The sequence below is a fragment of the Paenibacillus sp. FSL R5-0914 genome (assembly GCF_038004525.1).
Classification (GTDB): domain Bacteria; phylum Bacillota; class Bacilli; order Paenibacillales; family Paenibacillaceae; genus Paenibacillus_AQ.
Window position 1 is genome coordinate 164,826 of the sequence record NZ_JBBORH010000003.1, and the last position, 17,528, is coordinate 182,353.

General features: G+C 44.8%; 13 protein-coding genes and 1 riboswitch. Of the genes, 10 read left to right on the forward strand and 3 right to left on the reverse strand.

The window, feature by feature from the left end:
- The first annotated feature begins 2 nt into the window (after positions 1-2).
- The 6 genes from MKX60_RS24080 (at position 3) to MKX60_RS24105 (ending at position 10,735) form a co-directional block, all read left to right on the forward strand.
- Entirely contained in the window at positions 3-1,103 is a 1,101-nt protein-coding gene (locus tag MKX60_RS24080) for a glycosyltransferase (RefSeq protein ID WP_036676592.1), read from the forward strand.
- Between the two features lie 4 nt (positions 1,104-1,107).
- Positions 1,108-2,448, forward strand: coding sequence for a UDP-glucose dehydrogenase family protein (locus tag MKX60_RS24085; RefSeq protein WP_341061224.1), 1,341 nt, complete (start codon positions 1,108-1,110; stop codon positions 2,446-2,448).
- 703 nt (positions 2,449-3,151) lie between these two features.
- Complete coding sequence (locus MKX60_RS24090) at positions 3,152-4,525, forward strand: sugar phosphate nucleotidyltransferase (protein WP_036676586.1); 1,374 nt, start codon at positions 3,152-3,154, stop codon at positions 4,523-4,525.
- Positions 4,526-4,661: 136 nt separating this feature from the next.
- A riboswitch (cyclic di-GMP riboswitch) is annotated at positions 4,662-4,741 on the forward strand.
- 12 nt (positions 4,742-4,753) lie between these two features.
- A complete protein-coding gene (locus MKX60_RS24095) occupies positions 4,754-6,304 on the forward strand; it encodes a glycosyl hydrolase (protein ID WP_341061226.1) in 1,551 nt (516 codons plus the stop codon).
- A 153-nt stretch (positions 6,305-6,457) separates the two neighbouring features.
- Positions 6,458-7,978, forward strand: coding sequence for a glycosyl hydrolase (locus tag MKX60_RS24100; protein ID WP_341061228.1), 1,521 nt, complete (start codon positions 6,458-6,460; stop codon positions 7,976-7,978).
- Between the two features lie 51 nt (positions 7,979-8,029).
- Positions 8,030-10,735 (forward strand): discoidin domain-containing protein, encoded by a 2,706-nt coding sequence (locus MKX60_RS24105; RefSeq protein ID WP_341061229.1) that lies wholly within the window; start codon positions 8,030-8,032, stop codon positions 10,733-10,735.
- A 164-nt stretch (positions 10,736-10,899) separates the two neighbouring features.
- Here MKX60_RS24105 and MKX60_RS24110 read toward each other — a convergent pair whose 3' ends face one another.
- A complete protein-coding gene (locus MKX60_RS24110) occupies positions 10,900-11,946 on the reverse strand; it encodes a GNAT family N-acetyltransferase (protein ID WP_149646471.1) in 1,047 nt (348 codons plus the stop codon).
- Positions 11,947-12,140: 194 nt separating this feature from the next.
- On the opposite strand from MKX60_RS24110, the gene MKX60_RS24115 reads away from it, so the two are divergent.
- On the forward strand, positions 12,141-13,619 hold the full coding sequence (locus tag MKX60_RS24115; protein ID WP_076299144.1) for a potassium/proton antiporter: 1,479 nt from the start codon (positions 12,141-12,143) through the stop codon (positions 13,617-13,619).
- 185 nt (positions 13,620-13,804) lie between these two features.
- Positions 13,805-14,260, forward strand: a complete 456-nt coding sequence (locus tag MKX60_RS24120) for a Dps family protein (protein ID WP_042185198.1) — start codon at positions 13,805-13,807, stop codon at positions 14,258-14,260.
- Positions 14,261-14,340: 80 nt separating this feature from the next.
- Here MKX60_RS24120 and MKX60_RS24125 read toward each other — a convergent pair whose 3' ends face one another.
- Positions 14,341-15,045 carry an AIM24 family protein gene (locus tag MKX60_RS24125; RefSeq protein WP_042185200.1) on the reverse strand — a complete coding sequence of 235 codons (705 nt, stop codon included), beginning with the start codon at positions 15,043-15,045 and terminating at the stop codon, positions 14,341-14,343.
- Between the two features lie 49 nt (positions 15,046-15,094).
- Positions 15,095-15,562, reverse strand: coding sequence for a hypothetical protein (locus MKX60_RS24130; protein ID WP_042185202.1), 468 nt, complete (start codon positions 15,560-15,562; stop codon positions 15,095-15,097).
- A gap of 226 nt (positions 15,563-15,788) precedes the next feature.
- On the opposite strand from MKX60_RS24130, the gene MKX60_RS24135 reads away from it, so the two are divergent.
- Both MKX60_RS24135 and MKX60_RS24140 read left to right on the forward strand, forming a co-directional pair.
- Positions 15,789-16,475: a M50 family metallopeptidase gene (locus tag MKX60_RS24135; RefSeq protein WP_060625056.1), complete on the forward strand. Its 687-nt coding sequence runs from the start codon at positions 15,789-15,791 to the stop codon at positions 16,473-16,475.
- A gap of 191 nt (positions 16,476-16,666) precedes the next feature.
- On the forward strand, positions 16,667-17,353 hold the full coding sequence (locus tag MKX60_RS24140) for a hypothetical protein (protein WP_042185207.1): 687 nt from the start codon (positions 16,667-16,669) through the stop codon (positions 17,351-17,353).
- Positions 17,354-17,528 lie beyond the last annotated feature (175 nt).

Here is a 17,528-nt window from a genome sequence, read left to right on the forward strand (position 1 = left end):
ACATGAAAATTGCGATAGCGCACGATTACTTAATCCAAATGGGCGGCGCGGAAAGAGTGGTGGAAGTCTTTCATCACATGTATCCCGAGGCTCCAATCTACACAACTGTTTTTAACGGAAGCCGCCTTACTGACAATCTCAAAGATGCGGATATCCGTGCCTCCTGGCTGCAAAAGATTCCGGGGGTAAAGACCAATTTTAAAGGGGTGCTGCCACTTTATCCAATGGCCATCCGTGATTTGGACTTTCGCGGTTTCGATATCGTCCTGAGTTCCAGCAGTGCTTTTATGAAAAGTATTCAAGTTCCTAAACATACGTTTCATCTTTGTTACTGCCATACGCCTATGCGTTTCGCATGGGATTATGACACCTACATGGAACGTCAGTCGAATTCCGGGTTGTTCAAGAAAATGCTTAAGGTATACATGCAGCAGCTCAAAACGTGGGACCAGCGAACTTCCAAAAATGTGAATCAGTTCGTAGCCAATTCATCAGTAGTGAAGACGAGGATTCAGAATTATTATCACCGGGATGCAGATGTCATATTTCCACCGATTAATACAGCCCGGTTTACAAGCTCTTCAACCATTGGTGACTATTATTTAATTGTCTCCCGGCTTGTTTCCTACAAGCGGATTGATCTGGCAGTAGAGGCTTTTAACCGTAACGGACTTAAGCTTTATATCGTAGGGGATGGACCAGATCGCAAGCGTCTCGAAGGCATGGCTAAGGATAATGTATCGTTTCTGGGCCGGCTAGAAGATGAGCAAGTGACTGGAATGATGGCACAGTGTAGAGCGTTCATTTTTCCAGGAGAAGAGGACTTTGGAATTACACCGCTGGAAGCGAACGCTGCAGGAAGACCGGTAATTGCTTATCAAGCAGGTGGGGCACTAGATACTATTATTCCTTATGTAAATGGTGTGTTCTTTCAGCATCAAGAAGTGGAGGATCTACTTAAGGCTATTTATGAGGTAGAGTCCTACGCTTGGGATATCGATCAAATCATGGAGCATGCACGTAAATTCGATGAGCAGGCGTTTATGGTTAAGTTCAAGCAGTATGTTGAGCAGGCCTACGTCAATTTTCTAAAAGGAGGATGATTGTATGAAGCTGACAGTAATCGGTACTGGGTATGTGGGTCTTGTATCTGGCGTGTGCTTTGCACTGGGCGGACATCATGTCATCTGTGTGGATAAGGACGAGGAAAAGATTAAGAAGCTGAAACAGATGGAATCGCCTATCTATGAGCCGGGAATCGAGGAACTGATTGAACTGAATCTTCGTGAGGAACGGTTATCTTTTTCTGCAGATCTTCAAGAGTCGGTGCGCCGTTCAGATATTATCATTCTTGCTGTAGGTACGCCATCATTGCCTAACGGTGAAGCAGACTTAACCTACATTGAGGGTGCAGCCGCTGAAATCGCCAAAGCGATGGAAGGGCACAAAATTATAATGACTAAATCTACAGTTCCCGTAGGGACAAATGAGAAAATCTCCAAAATGCTCTCTAAGTTTACCCATCATTCTTTTGATATCGTGTCTGCTCCCGAGTTTTTACGTGAAGGGTCAGCGATTCGCGATACCCTCCATCCCGACAGAATTGTCATTGGTCTTGATAATCCAGAGCTGGAACCAACCATGCGCGAGCTTCATAAGGGTTTCACTGAAAATGTATTTGTAACAGATATACGCAGTGCTGAAATGATCAAATATGCTTCAAATGCATTTTTGGCCACGAAGATTTCCTTTATTAACGAGATCGCCAATATTTGTGAAAAAGTGGGAGCTGATGTAACCGAGGTAGCACAAGGAATGGGTATGGACCAAAGAATCGGGTCATCCTTTCTGCAGGCTGGTATCGGTTATGGAGGCTCCTGTTTCCCGAAAGACACTAATGCGCTCATTCAAATTGCGGGCAACGTCGATTACGAATTCAAATTATTGAAATCTGTAGTCGAAGTGAACAAGGGACAACGGTTTATGATCATCTCCAAGCTGCATGAATCACTTGGCAGCCTGCGCGGTTCGACGATTGGGATTTGGGGGCTTGCTTTTAAGCCTAATACTGATGATGTCCGCGAAGCTCCAGCCAGAGAGATTGTTGAGGCACTGGTGGCTGAAGGGGCAACAGTCAAGCTATATGATCCAATCGCAGCTACAAATTTCAGACAGCAATACGATCATCCGCAGCTTCGCTGGTGCAATCTGCCAGAGGAGGCGGCTGAGGGCAGCGATGCCGTATGCCTCTTGACCGATTGGAGCCTACTGAAGGACATTGATCTGCATCAGCTGGCGAAAAGCATGCGCAATGGGGTGCTGATCGATGGACGCAACGTGTATTCCAAGGAGCAAATCGAGGGTACCGGCCTCGTTTATCATTCTGTCGGCCGCCCGCAGATGGGTGGATTGAGCGGTTATTCTGCTAGTGTGGCTGGAGCGGTTTAATCATTTGTGTTAAGTGTCAGTCGCAACTGCGGTGAATGTTTGGACTTCCAGCCGCTGTTGTTTCCAGATTTCTTGATTTATACCGCTTAATAGCGGATGAAATCCGGAAAAGCTTATGCTTACGAAGTGAGCTTTCCTACGGAAAGCTTTTAGGCGGACGCTATCGCTCTTACAGTTCCAAAATTCCCCCCCCGTCACTCCGTTCCCTTATCATAAGTTTTAAGCAATTTATAAAGTTAGAGTACTCTGATTGTTTATCGCAGTAGCAGATAACCTTGTTGTTGTAGTAGTACTTGCGTTGGCTGCTGCCTCCATAGGAGCAGAAGCAAATCTTTAGAAAAACGTGCTGCCTTCCGGCTGGTACAGCCCGGTGCAGTACGGTTCAAGCATTTAGAGGAAGTTGGTTAGGTAAAGAACGGAAAGGGAATTTGGAACTGTAGAAACGGAGTGTTCGCCCGAAAGATTTCCGTAGGAAAGCTAGCTTCGAAAGCATATGCTATCCTCGGATTTCTACCGCTGGCGGCGGTTCAAATCAGGAAATCTGAGGATAACAGCGATCGGAAGTCCAAAATCCCTTGGAGTGGTTCATACCTAATAAATTTTTTAAAAAATGCATCCGCTCGAACTAAGGCTAAGCGGAAGCTATACGTTTTGATAACAATTCAATTATGCTCATTTCCATATATTAAGGAGGGTTCATTCTATGAAAATGGTACTTCTATCAGGCGGTTCAGGTAAACGGTTATGGCCGTTGTCCAACGACTCACGTTCAAAGCAATTTCTAAAGGTACTTGAAAGCCCTCAAGGTGAACCAGAATCCATGGTACAACGTGTCTGGAGACAGCTGGAGGAAGCAGGGATGGCAGAATCATCTTATCTGGCCACCGGCCGCGGCCAAGTAGAAATGATACAAAGCCAACTGGGAAGTCATGTGCCGATTATCGTTGAACCGGAGCGTCGGGATACTTTTCCGGCTATCGCCTTAACAGCTACCTATCTTTATTCAGTGGCAGGTGTTTCTCCAGCAGAGACGGTAGCAATATTGCCTGTTGACCCTTATGTAGAAGCATCCTTTTTCGATACCATAGCTATGCTTGAGGGGACCATGCTGGAAAGTGGAGCAAATCTGGCACTAATGGGTGTTGTTCCTGAACATGCCTCAGAGAAATACGGATATATTATTCCTACCACCGAAGAGGCGGGGGGAAATGGTTTTATGAAGGTGAGTCACTTTCAAGAGAAACCAGACCGTATACAAGCAGAACAGCTCATCGAGCAAAATGCATTGTGGAATTGTGGAGTGTTTGCCTTCCGCTTAGGGTACTTGTTAGATATTTTGCAGCGTAAAGGGTTGCCTTTAGGATATGAAGAATTGCAGAAGCAATATAAGCTATTGTCTTCCATCAGCTTTGATTATGAAGTGGTAGAGAAAGAAGAACATATTGTAGTACAGCCGTATGATGGATTCTGGAAGGATCTTGGAACGTGGAATACGCTGACAGAGGAAATGAGCAGCAAGCATGTAGGAAAAGGTTTTGTAACGGCGGATTCTGAGGGGACTTGCTTGATTAATGAGCTGGATATTCCGATTACGGTAATTGGTGCGAAGGATCTGATCATTGCGGCTAGCCCGGATGGGATTCTAGTTACCCATAAAGCTGAGAGCCCACGGATTAAAGAAGTGCTGAAGACCTTTGAACAAAGACCGATGTACGAGGAACGCCGCTGGGGCCATTACAAAGTTATTGATTATGTGAAATATGATGAAGGCAATGAAGTGCTGACCAAACGGATTTTTATATCCGAGGGGAATAATATCAGCTATCAATTACATCGCAAGCGTAGTGAAATTTGGACAATCGTCAGCGGCGAAGCAAGTATTGTGCTGAATGAGAAAAAACATAATGTGAAGGCTGGGGACGTGGTACGTATACCGGAAGGAACGAAGCACGCGATCCTTGCTTTGACGGATGTCGAGTTTATAGAGGTACAGACGGGTTCTGAATTAGTAGAAGAAGATAACATTCGTATTACTTTAGACTGGAATGATATAGAACTACAACAATTCATTTCATAGGTCTAACCTATCTATTTAACCAATCCAAAATTTCTTGAAACAGGTAAATTGACTCAATTATCAAAAAAAGTCATAAAAACACTAAATATATCATTAATTGTCGTCGATACTTACGGTAAGAGAGATTATTTCTCTTAAATTGAAAAGGCAAACCTATCGAAAGGTAGGGACGCAAAGCTATAGGGCCTTCGAAAGAGTGGCAGCCTGGCTACCGAAAGGGAGATTATTTTGAAAGCTTACCGTACGTATCGATTATTTGGCGCATTTCTGTCACTCGTCTTGTTTCTGACTGCACTTCCGCTTACTGTTGGAATTTCGCCGTCTGTTGTCATAGCTGCTTCAAATTCTGGAACGCCAGTTACCCCAGGAGCCTCACCTGAAGCCGTAAAGCTGCTTAACTATTTTTACTCGATCTCAGGAAAAGGTATTATTGCTGGTCAACATGACTATTTAGAAAGTCCAGATGAAATTAACAATATGCTGAAGGGAACCAGCGGACAATATGCCGCTCTTCACGGTTATGAACTGGGCGCGATCAGCGGTCAGTCAGAAGGAACGATGGCCTGGCAGCGTCAAAATGTGGTGAACAGCGCGATCAACTGGAATAAAGCGGGCGGGATCGTAGCTATGACTTTTCATGCTAACCTGCCGGGCACCTCTTATGACTGGGATAATGTGAAAAAAACACTTAGTCAGAATGAGTTCGATAGTTACGTTACACCAGGTACCAAGCAATATAACAGTCTGATCGCTGAACTTGATAAGGTGGCAGTCTCCCTAAAAAGCTTGCGCGATGCCAATGTTCCGGTGCTTTGGAGACCCTATCATGAAATGAACGGGAACTGGTTCTGGTGGGGGAAGAAAAATAACTTTTCTAAACTTTGGAATATTATGTATGACCGTTTTGTTAACGTTCATAAATTAAATAATTTGTTATGGGTATGGAGTCCGAATGCTCCCAATGTTTGGTCAGATCCTTATGCGCTAACTTATCCAGGTGCTGATAAAGTAGATATTCTGGCAGCAGATATATACGAAAATGATTACCAGCAAAAATACTATGACAGCTTGTTGAGTCTAGCCGCAGGCAAACCGATTGCGATCGGGGAGAATGGTGAAATGCCTAATCTGGAGAAGCTTCAGCAATCACAAAGTAAATGGACGTATATGATGAGCTGGGGAAAAATGCTTTACGAGAATAACAGTGCAGATACAATTAGAACATTTATGAATAGCAACTATACCCTGACCAGAGATAAATTAAATACTGGTCTGGCACCGACACCTAGTGCTGCACCAGCGCCGGCACCTCCCGAAGAAGATGGTGAGGCAGCCATTCCTCTTGCGAAGGGGCTTGCAGGAGAATATTACAACAACATACAGCTATCGGGAACAGCAGCTCTTACTAGAACTGATGCAATTATCGACTTCAATTGGCGGCAAGGATCGCCGGATGCCGCCCTTGGGATTGATCGTTTCTCCATACGTTGGAGTGGTAAAATTAAGCCATTATATGATGAGCAATATACATTTTACACTACCTCAGATGATGGCATCCGTGTGTGGGTGAATGGGCAATCCGTGATTGATAGTTGGACTAAGCAAAGTGGTACTGAACGTAAGGGTAATATAACGCTGAAGGCTGGCCAGCTATATGATGTCAAGGTGGAGTATTACGAAAATGAAGGCGATGCGAGAGTCCGCTTGATGTGGGAAAGTGCTAGTCAAGCTAAAGAGACAGTTCCAGCAAGTGCACTTTATCTTCCGGATGTCTCCTGATTGATGAAAATTACAGGTCGATCCTTAGTGGCTCTGCGTTATTGCAGAGCTACTAAGCTATAGTCCTCATTAGGTCAGAAGACGATTGTCCGATAACAGGTATGTTTATTTAGCACCTGTGGAGGCAGTACAGCTACCGAAAGGAGGATTTATTTGCGTAAATATTATAAGCAAAACAGATTGTTGTTTACTATATTACCGGTGTTTATTATTTTTTCCTTGCTGCCTTGGGGAGAGGTTAAGGGTCTTCCGAAGGCTATGAGTGTTTCTTCCGCTCTTCCTCCGGCTATACCAAGCAATCCATCAGCTTCTGAAGAAGCCAAGCAACTGCTGAGTAATTTGGTGAATCTACGTGGCAAAGGAATCCTGTCTGGCCAGCATGATTATCTAGAAAGTCCAGATGAACTGGTTCATAAGCTGAAGAATACATCGGGACAAAATGCCGTTCTACATGGTTATGAATTGGGGGCAATTAATAATCAACCCGAAGGGACGATCGCAGAACAGCGACAAGCTGTTATAGACAGTGCAATGGAGTGGCATCAAGAGGGTGGCATTGTAGCCATGACATTCCATCAGAGTTTGCCGGGGACTTCTCCGGAGTGGTCCAATGTAAACAGAAGTCTCAGTCAAGAGAAGTTTAATACTTATGTTACGCCTGGGACGGCTCAGTATAAGAGTCTAATCTCTGATCTAGACGAGATCGCTGGCTATTTGGGACAGCTGCGTGATGCCGGAGTTCCAGTTTTATGGCGACCTTACCATGAAATGAACGGCGGTTGGTTTTGGTGGGGGAAAAAGGACAATTTTTCAGCGCTTTGGAATATTGTCTATGATCGTTTTGTAAATACACATCAACTGAATAATCTACTGTGGGTGTGGAATCCGAATGCGCCGAATGAATGGGCAGATCCTTATGCTGCATATTATCCCGGTGCGGATAAACTCGATGTTCTGGCTGTGGATATCTACAATAACGATTATAAGCAGTCCTACTATGAGGATCTGCTCGCACTTGCTGATGGTAAACCTATCGGAATCGGGGAGAGTGGACAGCTGCCGAACCCGGAAGTATTAACCGAGAAACAAAATAAATGGGTCTATATGATGACCTGGGGAAAATTACTGACAGAAAATAATACGCTACAGTCAATTAAAAGCTTTATGAATGACTCGTTTATAGTATCGAGAGAGGATTACGTTCTCACAACAGGAGGACCTTCGATAGCACCGGTAATCTCGGTAACTCCAATGGGTTTGACTGGAGAATACTATAACAATACTGATTTAGAGGGAGAAGCGGTACTTATCCGCGATGATCGTAAGATTGATTTTAATTGGCATGGCGGGTCACCTGCACAGGAGATAGATGAAGATCATTTTTCTGTTCGCTGGAAAGGGAAGCTCAAACCCAAATTCAGTGAAAAATATACGATTTCGGCATCCTCTGATGATGGAGTCCGTGTCTGGATTGACGGAAAGCTGATCATCGATAATTGGAAAAATCAAAGTGCAACCCTTCATAAAGGAAGTATCCCGCTCACAGCCGGAACACTTTATGATATCCAAATTGAATATTATGAGAATGAAGGAGATGCTAATCTTCGCTTGCTGTGGGAGAGTTCCAGCCAGAAGCAGCAGGTGATTCCACAAGGGGCATTGTTCCTTCCTTAATCTAATGAAATGATAGGGTTAGACATTCCGGAAGAAAGAGAGGACCTATGGATGGGAATAACGAGGAGAATATCTAATAGAAAAAATAGGATAACTGCAAACAAACCATTACTGTTATTACTGAAATTCACCGCATTAACCGTCTTGTTTCTGTTGTCTGTCTCTGTTTTCGGAACGAATAAGACGAACGATTATAAGGCAGGTGCCAATATACCAAGATTAGCTACAGGAAGTGATGTTGCAGCAGGAATACCGGATGGTACTGTGATCTGGAATCTGGGACAACATGATGGCTCAGCAGCTGAGTTCGCTGCGAGTGGCACTTCTGGCAGTAAGAAGGTATTTAATGTTCCTTCTTCAGCGCTCAAATCATCAGCTCTTCAGAGCTTGCCTGCAGGCTTGAATGGAAAGACCCAGCCGGAATTAACGATCACCTATCAGCTAAATAAGATCCCGGAGAATGGGGTCTTATTTAGCGTAGGAATTCTGGATGCTTATAAATCCGTGCCGCAAATGAGTGTATTTTCCAATCGTCAATTGTCAGGGATCATTCAAATTGCGGGCGTATCGGGCACAGAAAGTGAATATAGCTTTCAAAAATCCTATGAATTATACATTCCCAAGGAGCAATTGAAGCTGGGAACGAACGAATTGAAGCTGCAAACGGTTCGCTGTTTATATTGCAGTGACAAAGAAGACGAATATTCCTGGTGGACTTGGGATAATCTCCGTTTAGAATCTCTTAACGCTCCAATTTCCGAGCCTATTCATGGCAGCTATACACTGACCGGAACAGTAGTGAATAATAAGCAGTTTTACTTTGATGAAGGTGCGGTTACGCACTTGCCTTATGTTATCAAATGGCTAGGGATGGCTTATAGCGGCAATGTGATGCGTACCAGCTGTGCCAGTGATGTCGGGAGATCCTGCTCAGATATGCTGGAATATTACAAGGTATTGAAGGATTACAACATGCAGACGGTTGCTCTGTATTTGCATACTGGTGATATTAAGCTTAAGGCAGATGGATCGTTGCCTGCTGATGCGGAGAAAAAGCTGACAGATTATTTTGAACAATATAGCCCTTATTTTCAATATTATGAGGTAGATAATGAGCCAGGGTTATTTAATCGTTCTAAGGCAGTGAACCTGGCGATTGCGGACTGGTTGAATAAAAAGGGGAAGCAAATCGCGCCCCATTTACAAACTGTTGCTCCGGGCTGGGCGTATTGGCCGAGCTACAGTGAAGATTCCTGTGGTAATCAGAAGGGAACCGGGAAGGAATGTGGAGATCCGGATGGCTGGGAACGTGATCCAGAGCAACGTATGGAGCTGGAGAAGGTTACGGATTTGACCAATGGACACTCCTACGGTGACTCTTATATTTTTAGTAATGGAGGAAGCTTTACTGAGAATTTGAAGACCTTCACTGGCGCAGACAATGGACTCGGCAAAAAAATGCTGACCACTGAATTTGGTACCTCGGACAGTCATGTGGATGCCTATCAATACGGGGCAACGGAGCGGACAGCGGCTGTATTCGACCGGATCATGCGTGCGCATATTGGTTATGCGGATATGTTTGTGCAGCATGCTGCTTTTTTTAAGGATTTCAGTTTATTCAAATACGGGTTTAATTTAGAAGAGCATGATCCGGCGACCACAGAGATTTATTATACAAAAGATAATGAGGATTCACGTGTCAGCATCATGAGAAGGCTCAGTCTTGCCTATGCTACACATGGAGCTCCGCTAACTTATCAAATTGCCAACAAAGATGTGTTAGCTGACAAGCTGGTATATGTTCGGGCCGTGGATACTTCTACATTGAAGCCTCTTGCGGGAAGCGGAGCGACTTCAAATAAGGTACTGGTTAATTTCGTTAACTTTGAGTCTACTCCACAGACCGTGAGTGTAAATGTGACTATGCCGAAAAACGGGGTGTATGAAGGGGAACGTTTTGGAAACGGGGATACGTATGAAAAAGCAAGAAGTTATGTAACAGGCAAAAAGGCTACTCCCACGTTAACCTTTACGGAGACACTTGCTCCAGGAGAGGCTGTGCAGTATATTTTGCAGCCTTCTTCTGAAGTAAAGCCGTCGGCACCTAAAGGATTCAAAGCCGCAGCAACAAAAGGTTTAGCTGTAAAATTAAATTGGTTGGAGGCACCAGGAGCAAGCTATGAGCTGCTTCGCGCTGAAGGTAGCGGCGGGGAAATGAAGGTGGTGGCCACCGATGTGAAGCTTACAGAATATACGGATCATAATTTACGTGAAGGGACGTTATATACCTACGCGGTAAGGGTATCCGGCTCTAATTTACTGTCCGATAAAGTTCAGATTACAGCCACCGGACTGGTTCCTCTAGATCGTACTAAATGGAAGGTATCCTCAAATGTGAATACGGCAGCATCAGCTCCTAGTCTGGCTATCGATGGGGATCGGCGCACGCGCTGGGATACGGGGAAACATCAGGTTTCCGGTGAGTATTTTCAGATTGATCTGGGTGAAGCACATGAAATTGAAAGAATAGATTTGGATAGCACGTTATCACCGTTTGATTACCCAAGAGACTATGTAGTCTATATTTCTGACGATGCTCAAAACTGGAAAAAACTCACGTCTGGTAAAGGTACGAAAGAGCTTACTAAGATATCCTTTTCTAAAGTGAAGACGAGGTATGTCAAAATTGTACAGAACGGAGCCGGCGGGAATTATTGGTCTATTCAAGAGCTACAGGTGTACTCCAGAGAATAAGGGTATCATTTGAATTTATATAATCATTTATAGCGCATACTAAATAACCTGCAAAATACACCAAGTAGCTCACGGCAGAGACATTATGCGGAATTAGGAGCATCGTAGAATAAACGGAAGCCGTCCTTAAAAGGACGGCTTCCGTTTATTCTTATTTAAATCCGTTAAATGAAACGAAGTCCAGACATATACGGCAAAGGAATAGCATCGGAATCCTCTGAACTCGCTGGATCAAAGAGCAGCGAGATCAGCTCCTTGTCGTCCTGCACGGACGACAAGTCGAGGCCCTTGCGGCAGCCTTCGGTCTGCCGCAATAGCGCTTCCCGGTCTGCGATGCAGACCGTCCCGCTGTTCGCGCCGCCGCTTAAGCTGGCGCCGGCGTCCCGCAGAAGCGCGAGCAAGCCGCGCTCCTGCCACGGCACAGGCACTTGCAGCGTGCCAACGCCGCCGCACAAGGCCGCCTTGGCCAGCAATGCCGCTACCGCGCTCGGCTGGCCGGCCCATTCCACCGCCGTCGCCGCGTTCGGCGCGGGCACGTCTGCCGCCGCGGGCACAGCCACCGCGGCGAACCCCTCGATGCTGCCGTCCCGAACGGCTACGAGTGTGCGCTGGGCCAAGCCCATCACACCCGCGTAAGCCTCGGTCCCCAGCAGCAGCGCCAGCTCACCCGGACTATATACATGTCCGGCTTCGCGTTCATTGAGCAGCCGGTAGACGGCGAAGAAGTCGCCCGGCTGCATTGGCCGCAGCGTCCATTCTTCTCCTGCTGCGGCTGCAAGAGCCTGAGCTGAGCTTGCGTTCAGCTCGGCAAATTGCGTACCTCCGAACGGTACGCACCCTGCTCGGGTGTATAACGAACGATCACCCGAGACAAAAATCAGCGATGCCTCGGCCTCGGCAGCGTGACTCTGGCATAGCTGTAGAAGTTGGCCCGCCAGTCCTTGGCCCCGAAAAGCGGGATCGGTGCAGACAGCACCTATGGAGAATACATTCAGGAAAGCATCTCCAGTCTTGATCGTGGAGGGGACGAGCCCCATGAAAGCAGCAACCGTTCCGTCATCGGCAATAGCCGCGTAGGAATGACTGAGTCCAGGGCGGAAAATAAGTGGAAACAGTTCTTTCATTGAAGTGGCACCCGGTTCACGAAAGACAGAATCTGCGAGCAGAGCCGCTTGGTCTAGCTCCGCAGGTTTAATTAATCTCAATTGCATAACATTCAACCTCCTATATGTACACACGATGGGGAGAAAGCATTTACATAAAGTATAAGGCCCGGGGAATGAAATCTCCAATCTTGTTTATATTATTCAATGTCTCAAAAGGATATCGAAAAGGGTAATAAAGTACATAAATAAGGAAGCTTCTTATATTTTAAAGCTAGAAGAGAAAGGGAAGTGAATAATCGGTGTCCCAACTTGCAGATAATATTATATTATTACTGGCAGCACTCCTGCTTGTAGGCGTATTTTCCACCAAGTTCTCCACTAAATTTGGAATGCCAGCTTTAGTGCTGTTTCTTGCTGCGGGGATGGTGCTAAGCCAATTTGTTTTTTTTAACAATGCTTCCTTAACGCAAATGGCCGGGATCTTCGCATTGGTTGTCATATTATTCGAAGGTGGCATGCAGACGAATATTAAGGATATTAAACCTGTTATTCGGCCAGCATTATCCTTATCAACGGTAGGCGTAATCATGACGACAGCCATTGTAGGGGTATTCGCTAAGCTGATCCTTGATGTGACATGGCCAGAAAGCTTTCTGTTTGGAGCGATCGTTGGATCGACAGATGCGGCTGCAGTCTTCTCGGTACTCGGCGGTAAGAACATTGATAAACGTCTGACCTCGACGTTAGAAGCAGAATCAGGAAGCAACGATCCAATGGCGGTATTCTTGACAGTCTCGCTAATCGAATGGATACAGCATCCGGATATGGCGATATGGGGGCTGCTGTTATCTTTTATATGGGAGATGGGCATTGGCTTAGTACTGGGTTTTGTGCTGGGGAAGATCGCAGTTTTCTGTATCAATCGAATTAACCTGGATTCTACAGGTCTTTATCCAGTAATGGCGATTGGCTTTGCTGTTCTGACCTATGGTTTATCAGCATGGGTACATAGCAGCGGGCTGCTGGCTGTTTATGTTATGGGCCTTACGCTTGGGAATTCCGAGCTAATGTATCACCGTACCATTATGAATTTTAGTCATGGCTTTGCTTGGATGATGCAAATATTTATGTTCATACTGCTTGGTTTGTTAGTATTTCCACAGGAGCTGGCGGAAGTGGCATGGCAAGGTATCTTGTTATCCGTCATTCTGATGGTTGTAGCTAGACCAATCGGTGTATTTATAAGCCTGCACTTTTCCAAATTTACGATCCGCGAGAAGACTTTGATTTCTTGGGCCGGACTTCGTGGAGCCGTTCCGATTGTGTTAGCGACTTATCCGCTGCTGGCTGATCTGCCTCACGGACGACTATTCTTTAATGTTGTATTCTTTGTCGTACTGACCTCGGCGGTGATTCAGGGAACTAGTATTTCCCCGCTAGCATCCCGATTGAAGCTTGTGGGGCAAGAAGATTCAGATCAGCCTTCCCTGATGGAGCTGGTTGCTCTTGGCAAGACAGACTCGGAGTTTAACCATATTGGAATTAACCCTTATATGCCGATTGCTGGACAGAAGATTTCAGAAATAGGTCTACCAGATGATATCTTATTTACGGCAATTATCCGCAATAAAAAGATTGTCACTCCGCATGGCAGTACTGTTATTGAGCCTGGGGATACTGTGTATGTCCTAAGTCCAAAGAGTAAGCGTGATGAGATGAGGGCTTTCTTCCGCAGCAGGAAAGGAAAGACCGCGGAGGAAGATGTTTCTTTAATCTAGAGAAGAGACTCTTTTACCAAAGTGTGACACACATAATAGGCTTCATAACATAAGCTGTGCTAGAATCGGCACAACATATAATCTCCAGAATAGTTGCAAAACACGAAAGAGTGTGTTAAATTGTATATAGATTTAGAACGAGTCTAAATACAATTATAATAAATGAACCATAGGAGGTTTTATTAATGACAACACAATTAAAGAACCATACTGAATTGCAAGCTGCTTTGAACCGCCAAACTGCGAACTGGTTCCTGCTCGGGGTAAAGCTTCATCATTATCACTGGTATGTTAGCGGATCTCAATTCTTCACACTTCATGAGAAGTTTGAAGAGCTATACAATGAAGCTGCGGGTTATGCAGATGATTTGGCTGAGCGTTTGCTTTCTATTGGTGGACAACCAGCCTCCACAATGAAGCAATATCTTGAATTGTCCGACTTACAAGAAGCCCGCGGCGGCGAAGATGCTAAAGGTATGGTACTTGAGCTCGTGAGAGACTTTAAGACTGTTGCTAAAGAACTGCAAGATGCAATTGCTACTGCTGAAGAATTGAGCGATCAACCAACTGCGGATCTGCTGATTGGCATCAGAAGCAGCATTGAGAAACATGCTTGGATGCTGAATGCCTTTATCGGCTAAGACAACATCCTTATAGGGATAGAATACACAAAGAGCGCCTGCGTATTGTTAACGCATGGCGCACTTTTTTTTGAAGCATTCTATTTAATAAATACTCCACCAAATGGCACGGCTTCGCGCAGAAATCGTTTAATAATTCCATCATCGTTATTATCTCTTTCAAATCGGCGATTCTGGCGTCCGGCCTGAAACAACACAGGGCCGTGGCCCGTCATCTTCCAATGATAACTCATATGCTGGCTAGCTAAATGGTTGCCGTAAACGGTAAGCTCCAGCTTCGCATTCTCAGGATAGGCAATAATGCTTCCTGCATCCACATAGAGCGGATTGTAAGGATGAAGCTCAGCTTCACATACCGTACCTTCGGTTAATATGCCAATGATGCCGTTACCCGTAAATTTCACTTTCACAATATCTCGTGTAACGAGCACATTCTTCATACTCAGCACTCGTGTATCCATCGTAACTCCCTTGCTGTAGAAGAAGAGATGTTTAAAGTCGTACAATAAATCGCTCTTTCCATCAAGCTGCAGAATCTTTACCCGATAACCTGGTGGAAGGGCGGCGACAAAATGGCAAGGGCCAGACATATCCGAACGAATCAATTTTCGCTTGCGATAGATGCCCTTTACATCCATAAATCTGTCTGCCCGTCCAGTGGCAGGCCCTTGATAAGCGATAATTTGTTGTGGGTGCAGCACATGAACCTCTTCCTTCTCCCCAAGGGTGAAGGCTACGGCTTGTCCGCTCCCGCTGTCGCTTTCATCTTGGACATCGATGTTCATATTTCATCTCCCTCATGCTGTAGATGTGATCTTTACTGAATGTTCAAGATTAGCGCAGGCGGTCTCCTTTTCTAGAACGGTGAAGCATGCTGAAACGAACAATACGGATGAGTATAAAATACCCCAGAATTAGACCAATCCCCGTAAAAATAGTCACTTTGATTTTATGATAATATTCTTCGCGTGCCGTCCGGTCATTTTGCAACTCATCAACCATCTGCGTTAGTTGGCGATTCTGCTCCTGCAGGGCTTCGTTCTGTGTCCGGTAGGCCTCCATTTCCTGCATGGTATTCGTAAGCTTATCTTTCGCCTGTTGTAGCTCTTCAGCTGTCTGCTGAAATCCTTCTTTCAATTCATTGACTTCATTTGGAAGCTCAGAGAAGCTTTTGAATCCATTATAGATATCACTGAATATATTGGCTTGTGCTACTGGGGCCGGAAGAGATATGGAAAGGGTCAGCAGAAGCAGGAGCGAACATAACAGCTGTAGATATTTACGGTATTTACGTTGTTTCATCTATATAATCACCACCCAATTTAGGCTTGTATTTCTTTTATTTTAACACAGCTTGACAGCTTCTGACAGCGTACGCTAAACGTGAATAGGGCTTCTTGGGTCAGTAATATTTGCCTGTTTGAAGTGAGGTTACACTTCCTTGTAAAGAACGATTTGGCTGTGCTCAACATGATTGAGAAGAGGGACTATTTATCGTATACTTTGGACGGAAAGGGGCTGCTGCGGAATGAATAAATGGCTTAAGACAATGTTATTTTTGGTCGGATCTGCTTTTTTAACGAGGTTGATTCCATTCTCATCTTTGTTTCGGAATTTGGACACGATGATTCATGAATTTGGTCATGCGCTGGTGACTTTACTGCTGTCTGGCAGTGTGCTGCGGATTGAACTATACGCGAATCATAGTGGGGTCACCTATTCAGCCATTCAAGATGGAGGCAGAGCGATACTGGTGTCGCTATCCGGGTATATGCTGGCTTCCTTATTCGCATTGCTGCTCTTCTATCTCTACAGTAAAGGACGGCATGATTGGGGACTTATCTTAGCTACTACAGTAGCATTGATTATGCTGGTAATGTACGTGCGGGGAAGCTTCGGAATGATGTGGTTAGGCGGGTTTATTGCGCTGAATGTTTTAATGCTGGTGGTGTGGAAAAAGGCCAGCAAATATTATTATTTGTTATTAGCTTTTTTGACCTTGGAAGAGTCTGTAATGGGAAGTTTATTTCTCGTATATGCGGCCGTTGTATCCCCATCTCGTGCGGGAGATGCCAGTAACCTGGCAAGGATGACATCGGTGCCGGCCATATTTTGGGCAGTCCTATTTTTTATATTTTCTCTGCTTTGCGCCAAATGGGCGCTGGGACTATTTTTTAAGCGGGAGCGAGTGCAGCCTAAACTTCAGAGTCGTTAAAGTTAAAAACATAAAATTTTCGTCATAAACAGACAAAAGGGGCTGTTTTTGCGAGAGTCAGTCTACTTAGTATGTAGAATGGCTCTTTTTTTGTCGATAATATAGAACCGAACATACATTCCATGACATGGAGTTGTCCGCCATTATTGGTACATTAATAGAAGACCCAAAAAAAGAAAGAGGTGGAAAATATGATGGAAAGTATTACTCCTATATTTACGTGGGGTCAAGATCGTATTTTTGCAGGTGGAAATCGCGATGTTGTTTTACTTGTCGAATGGAAAGGAAATTTGCCTTCAGAAAATAGCCGACCAAGCAGCCACAAAGTGGTTGCACGTGATATTGAACTACGAGTTTGGCTTGAGCCACATGTAACTTTTAAGCGCTGTTATGGATGTGAAATGGAGGCTGGAGAAGGAAATTCACTCTTGCTTAAGCTTGGAAAAATAAAAACAGGACAACGCAAATTCATAGGATTGGAATTCACTACTTCTAGTTCTGTAGCAGGTAAATATGAAGCATTATCCCTACAGTGGAAGTATAAAAAACCAACCGTAGAGCGTGTTCGTGAACTTCCCGTGAAGGTACTTGAGCTGGAGTACGCGCATCATACGCGCATTCTGAGCGATACTTGCTGCTTTTATGTTGAGAAGCATCTGGAATTGTTGAAGACGGCTGAAACGGTTGAAGCAGCAGAGGCACTACGAAGTAAAGGCCAGCATAGTGAAGCTCACGAAATGCTCAATCGACATGCGGATAAGATGTTGCTACTCGCAGTACGCTCTGGAGATCCTTTGCTGCTTAAAGAGGCTGAAATGTTGTATAAACAGATCGGGTTCGAGCATCAGCAACGAAGTAAAGCCGTTGGTGGAATTTAATATAGGACTCACTGCACGAGGATGCACATAAGCGAAAAAAGACCTATACATAAATTGGATTTTTCAGCGGATTCGGCGGAAAATTATAAGAAGAATTGTAATATAAAATGTGGTAACATAGTAAAAAAGTTCTATCACAATTTTACTTTTTTTCATAAAATAATGGGTCTATTTA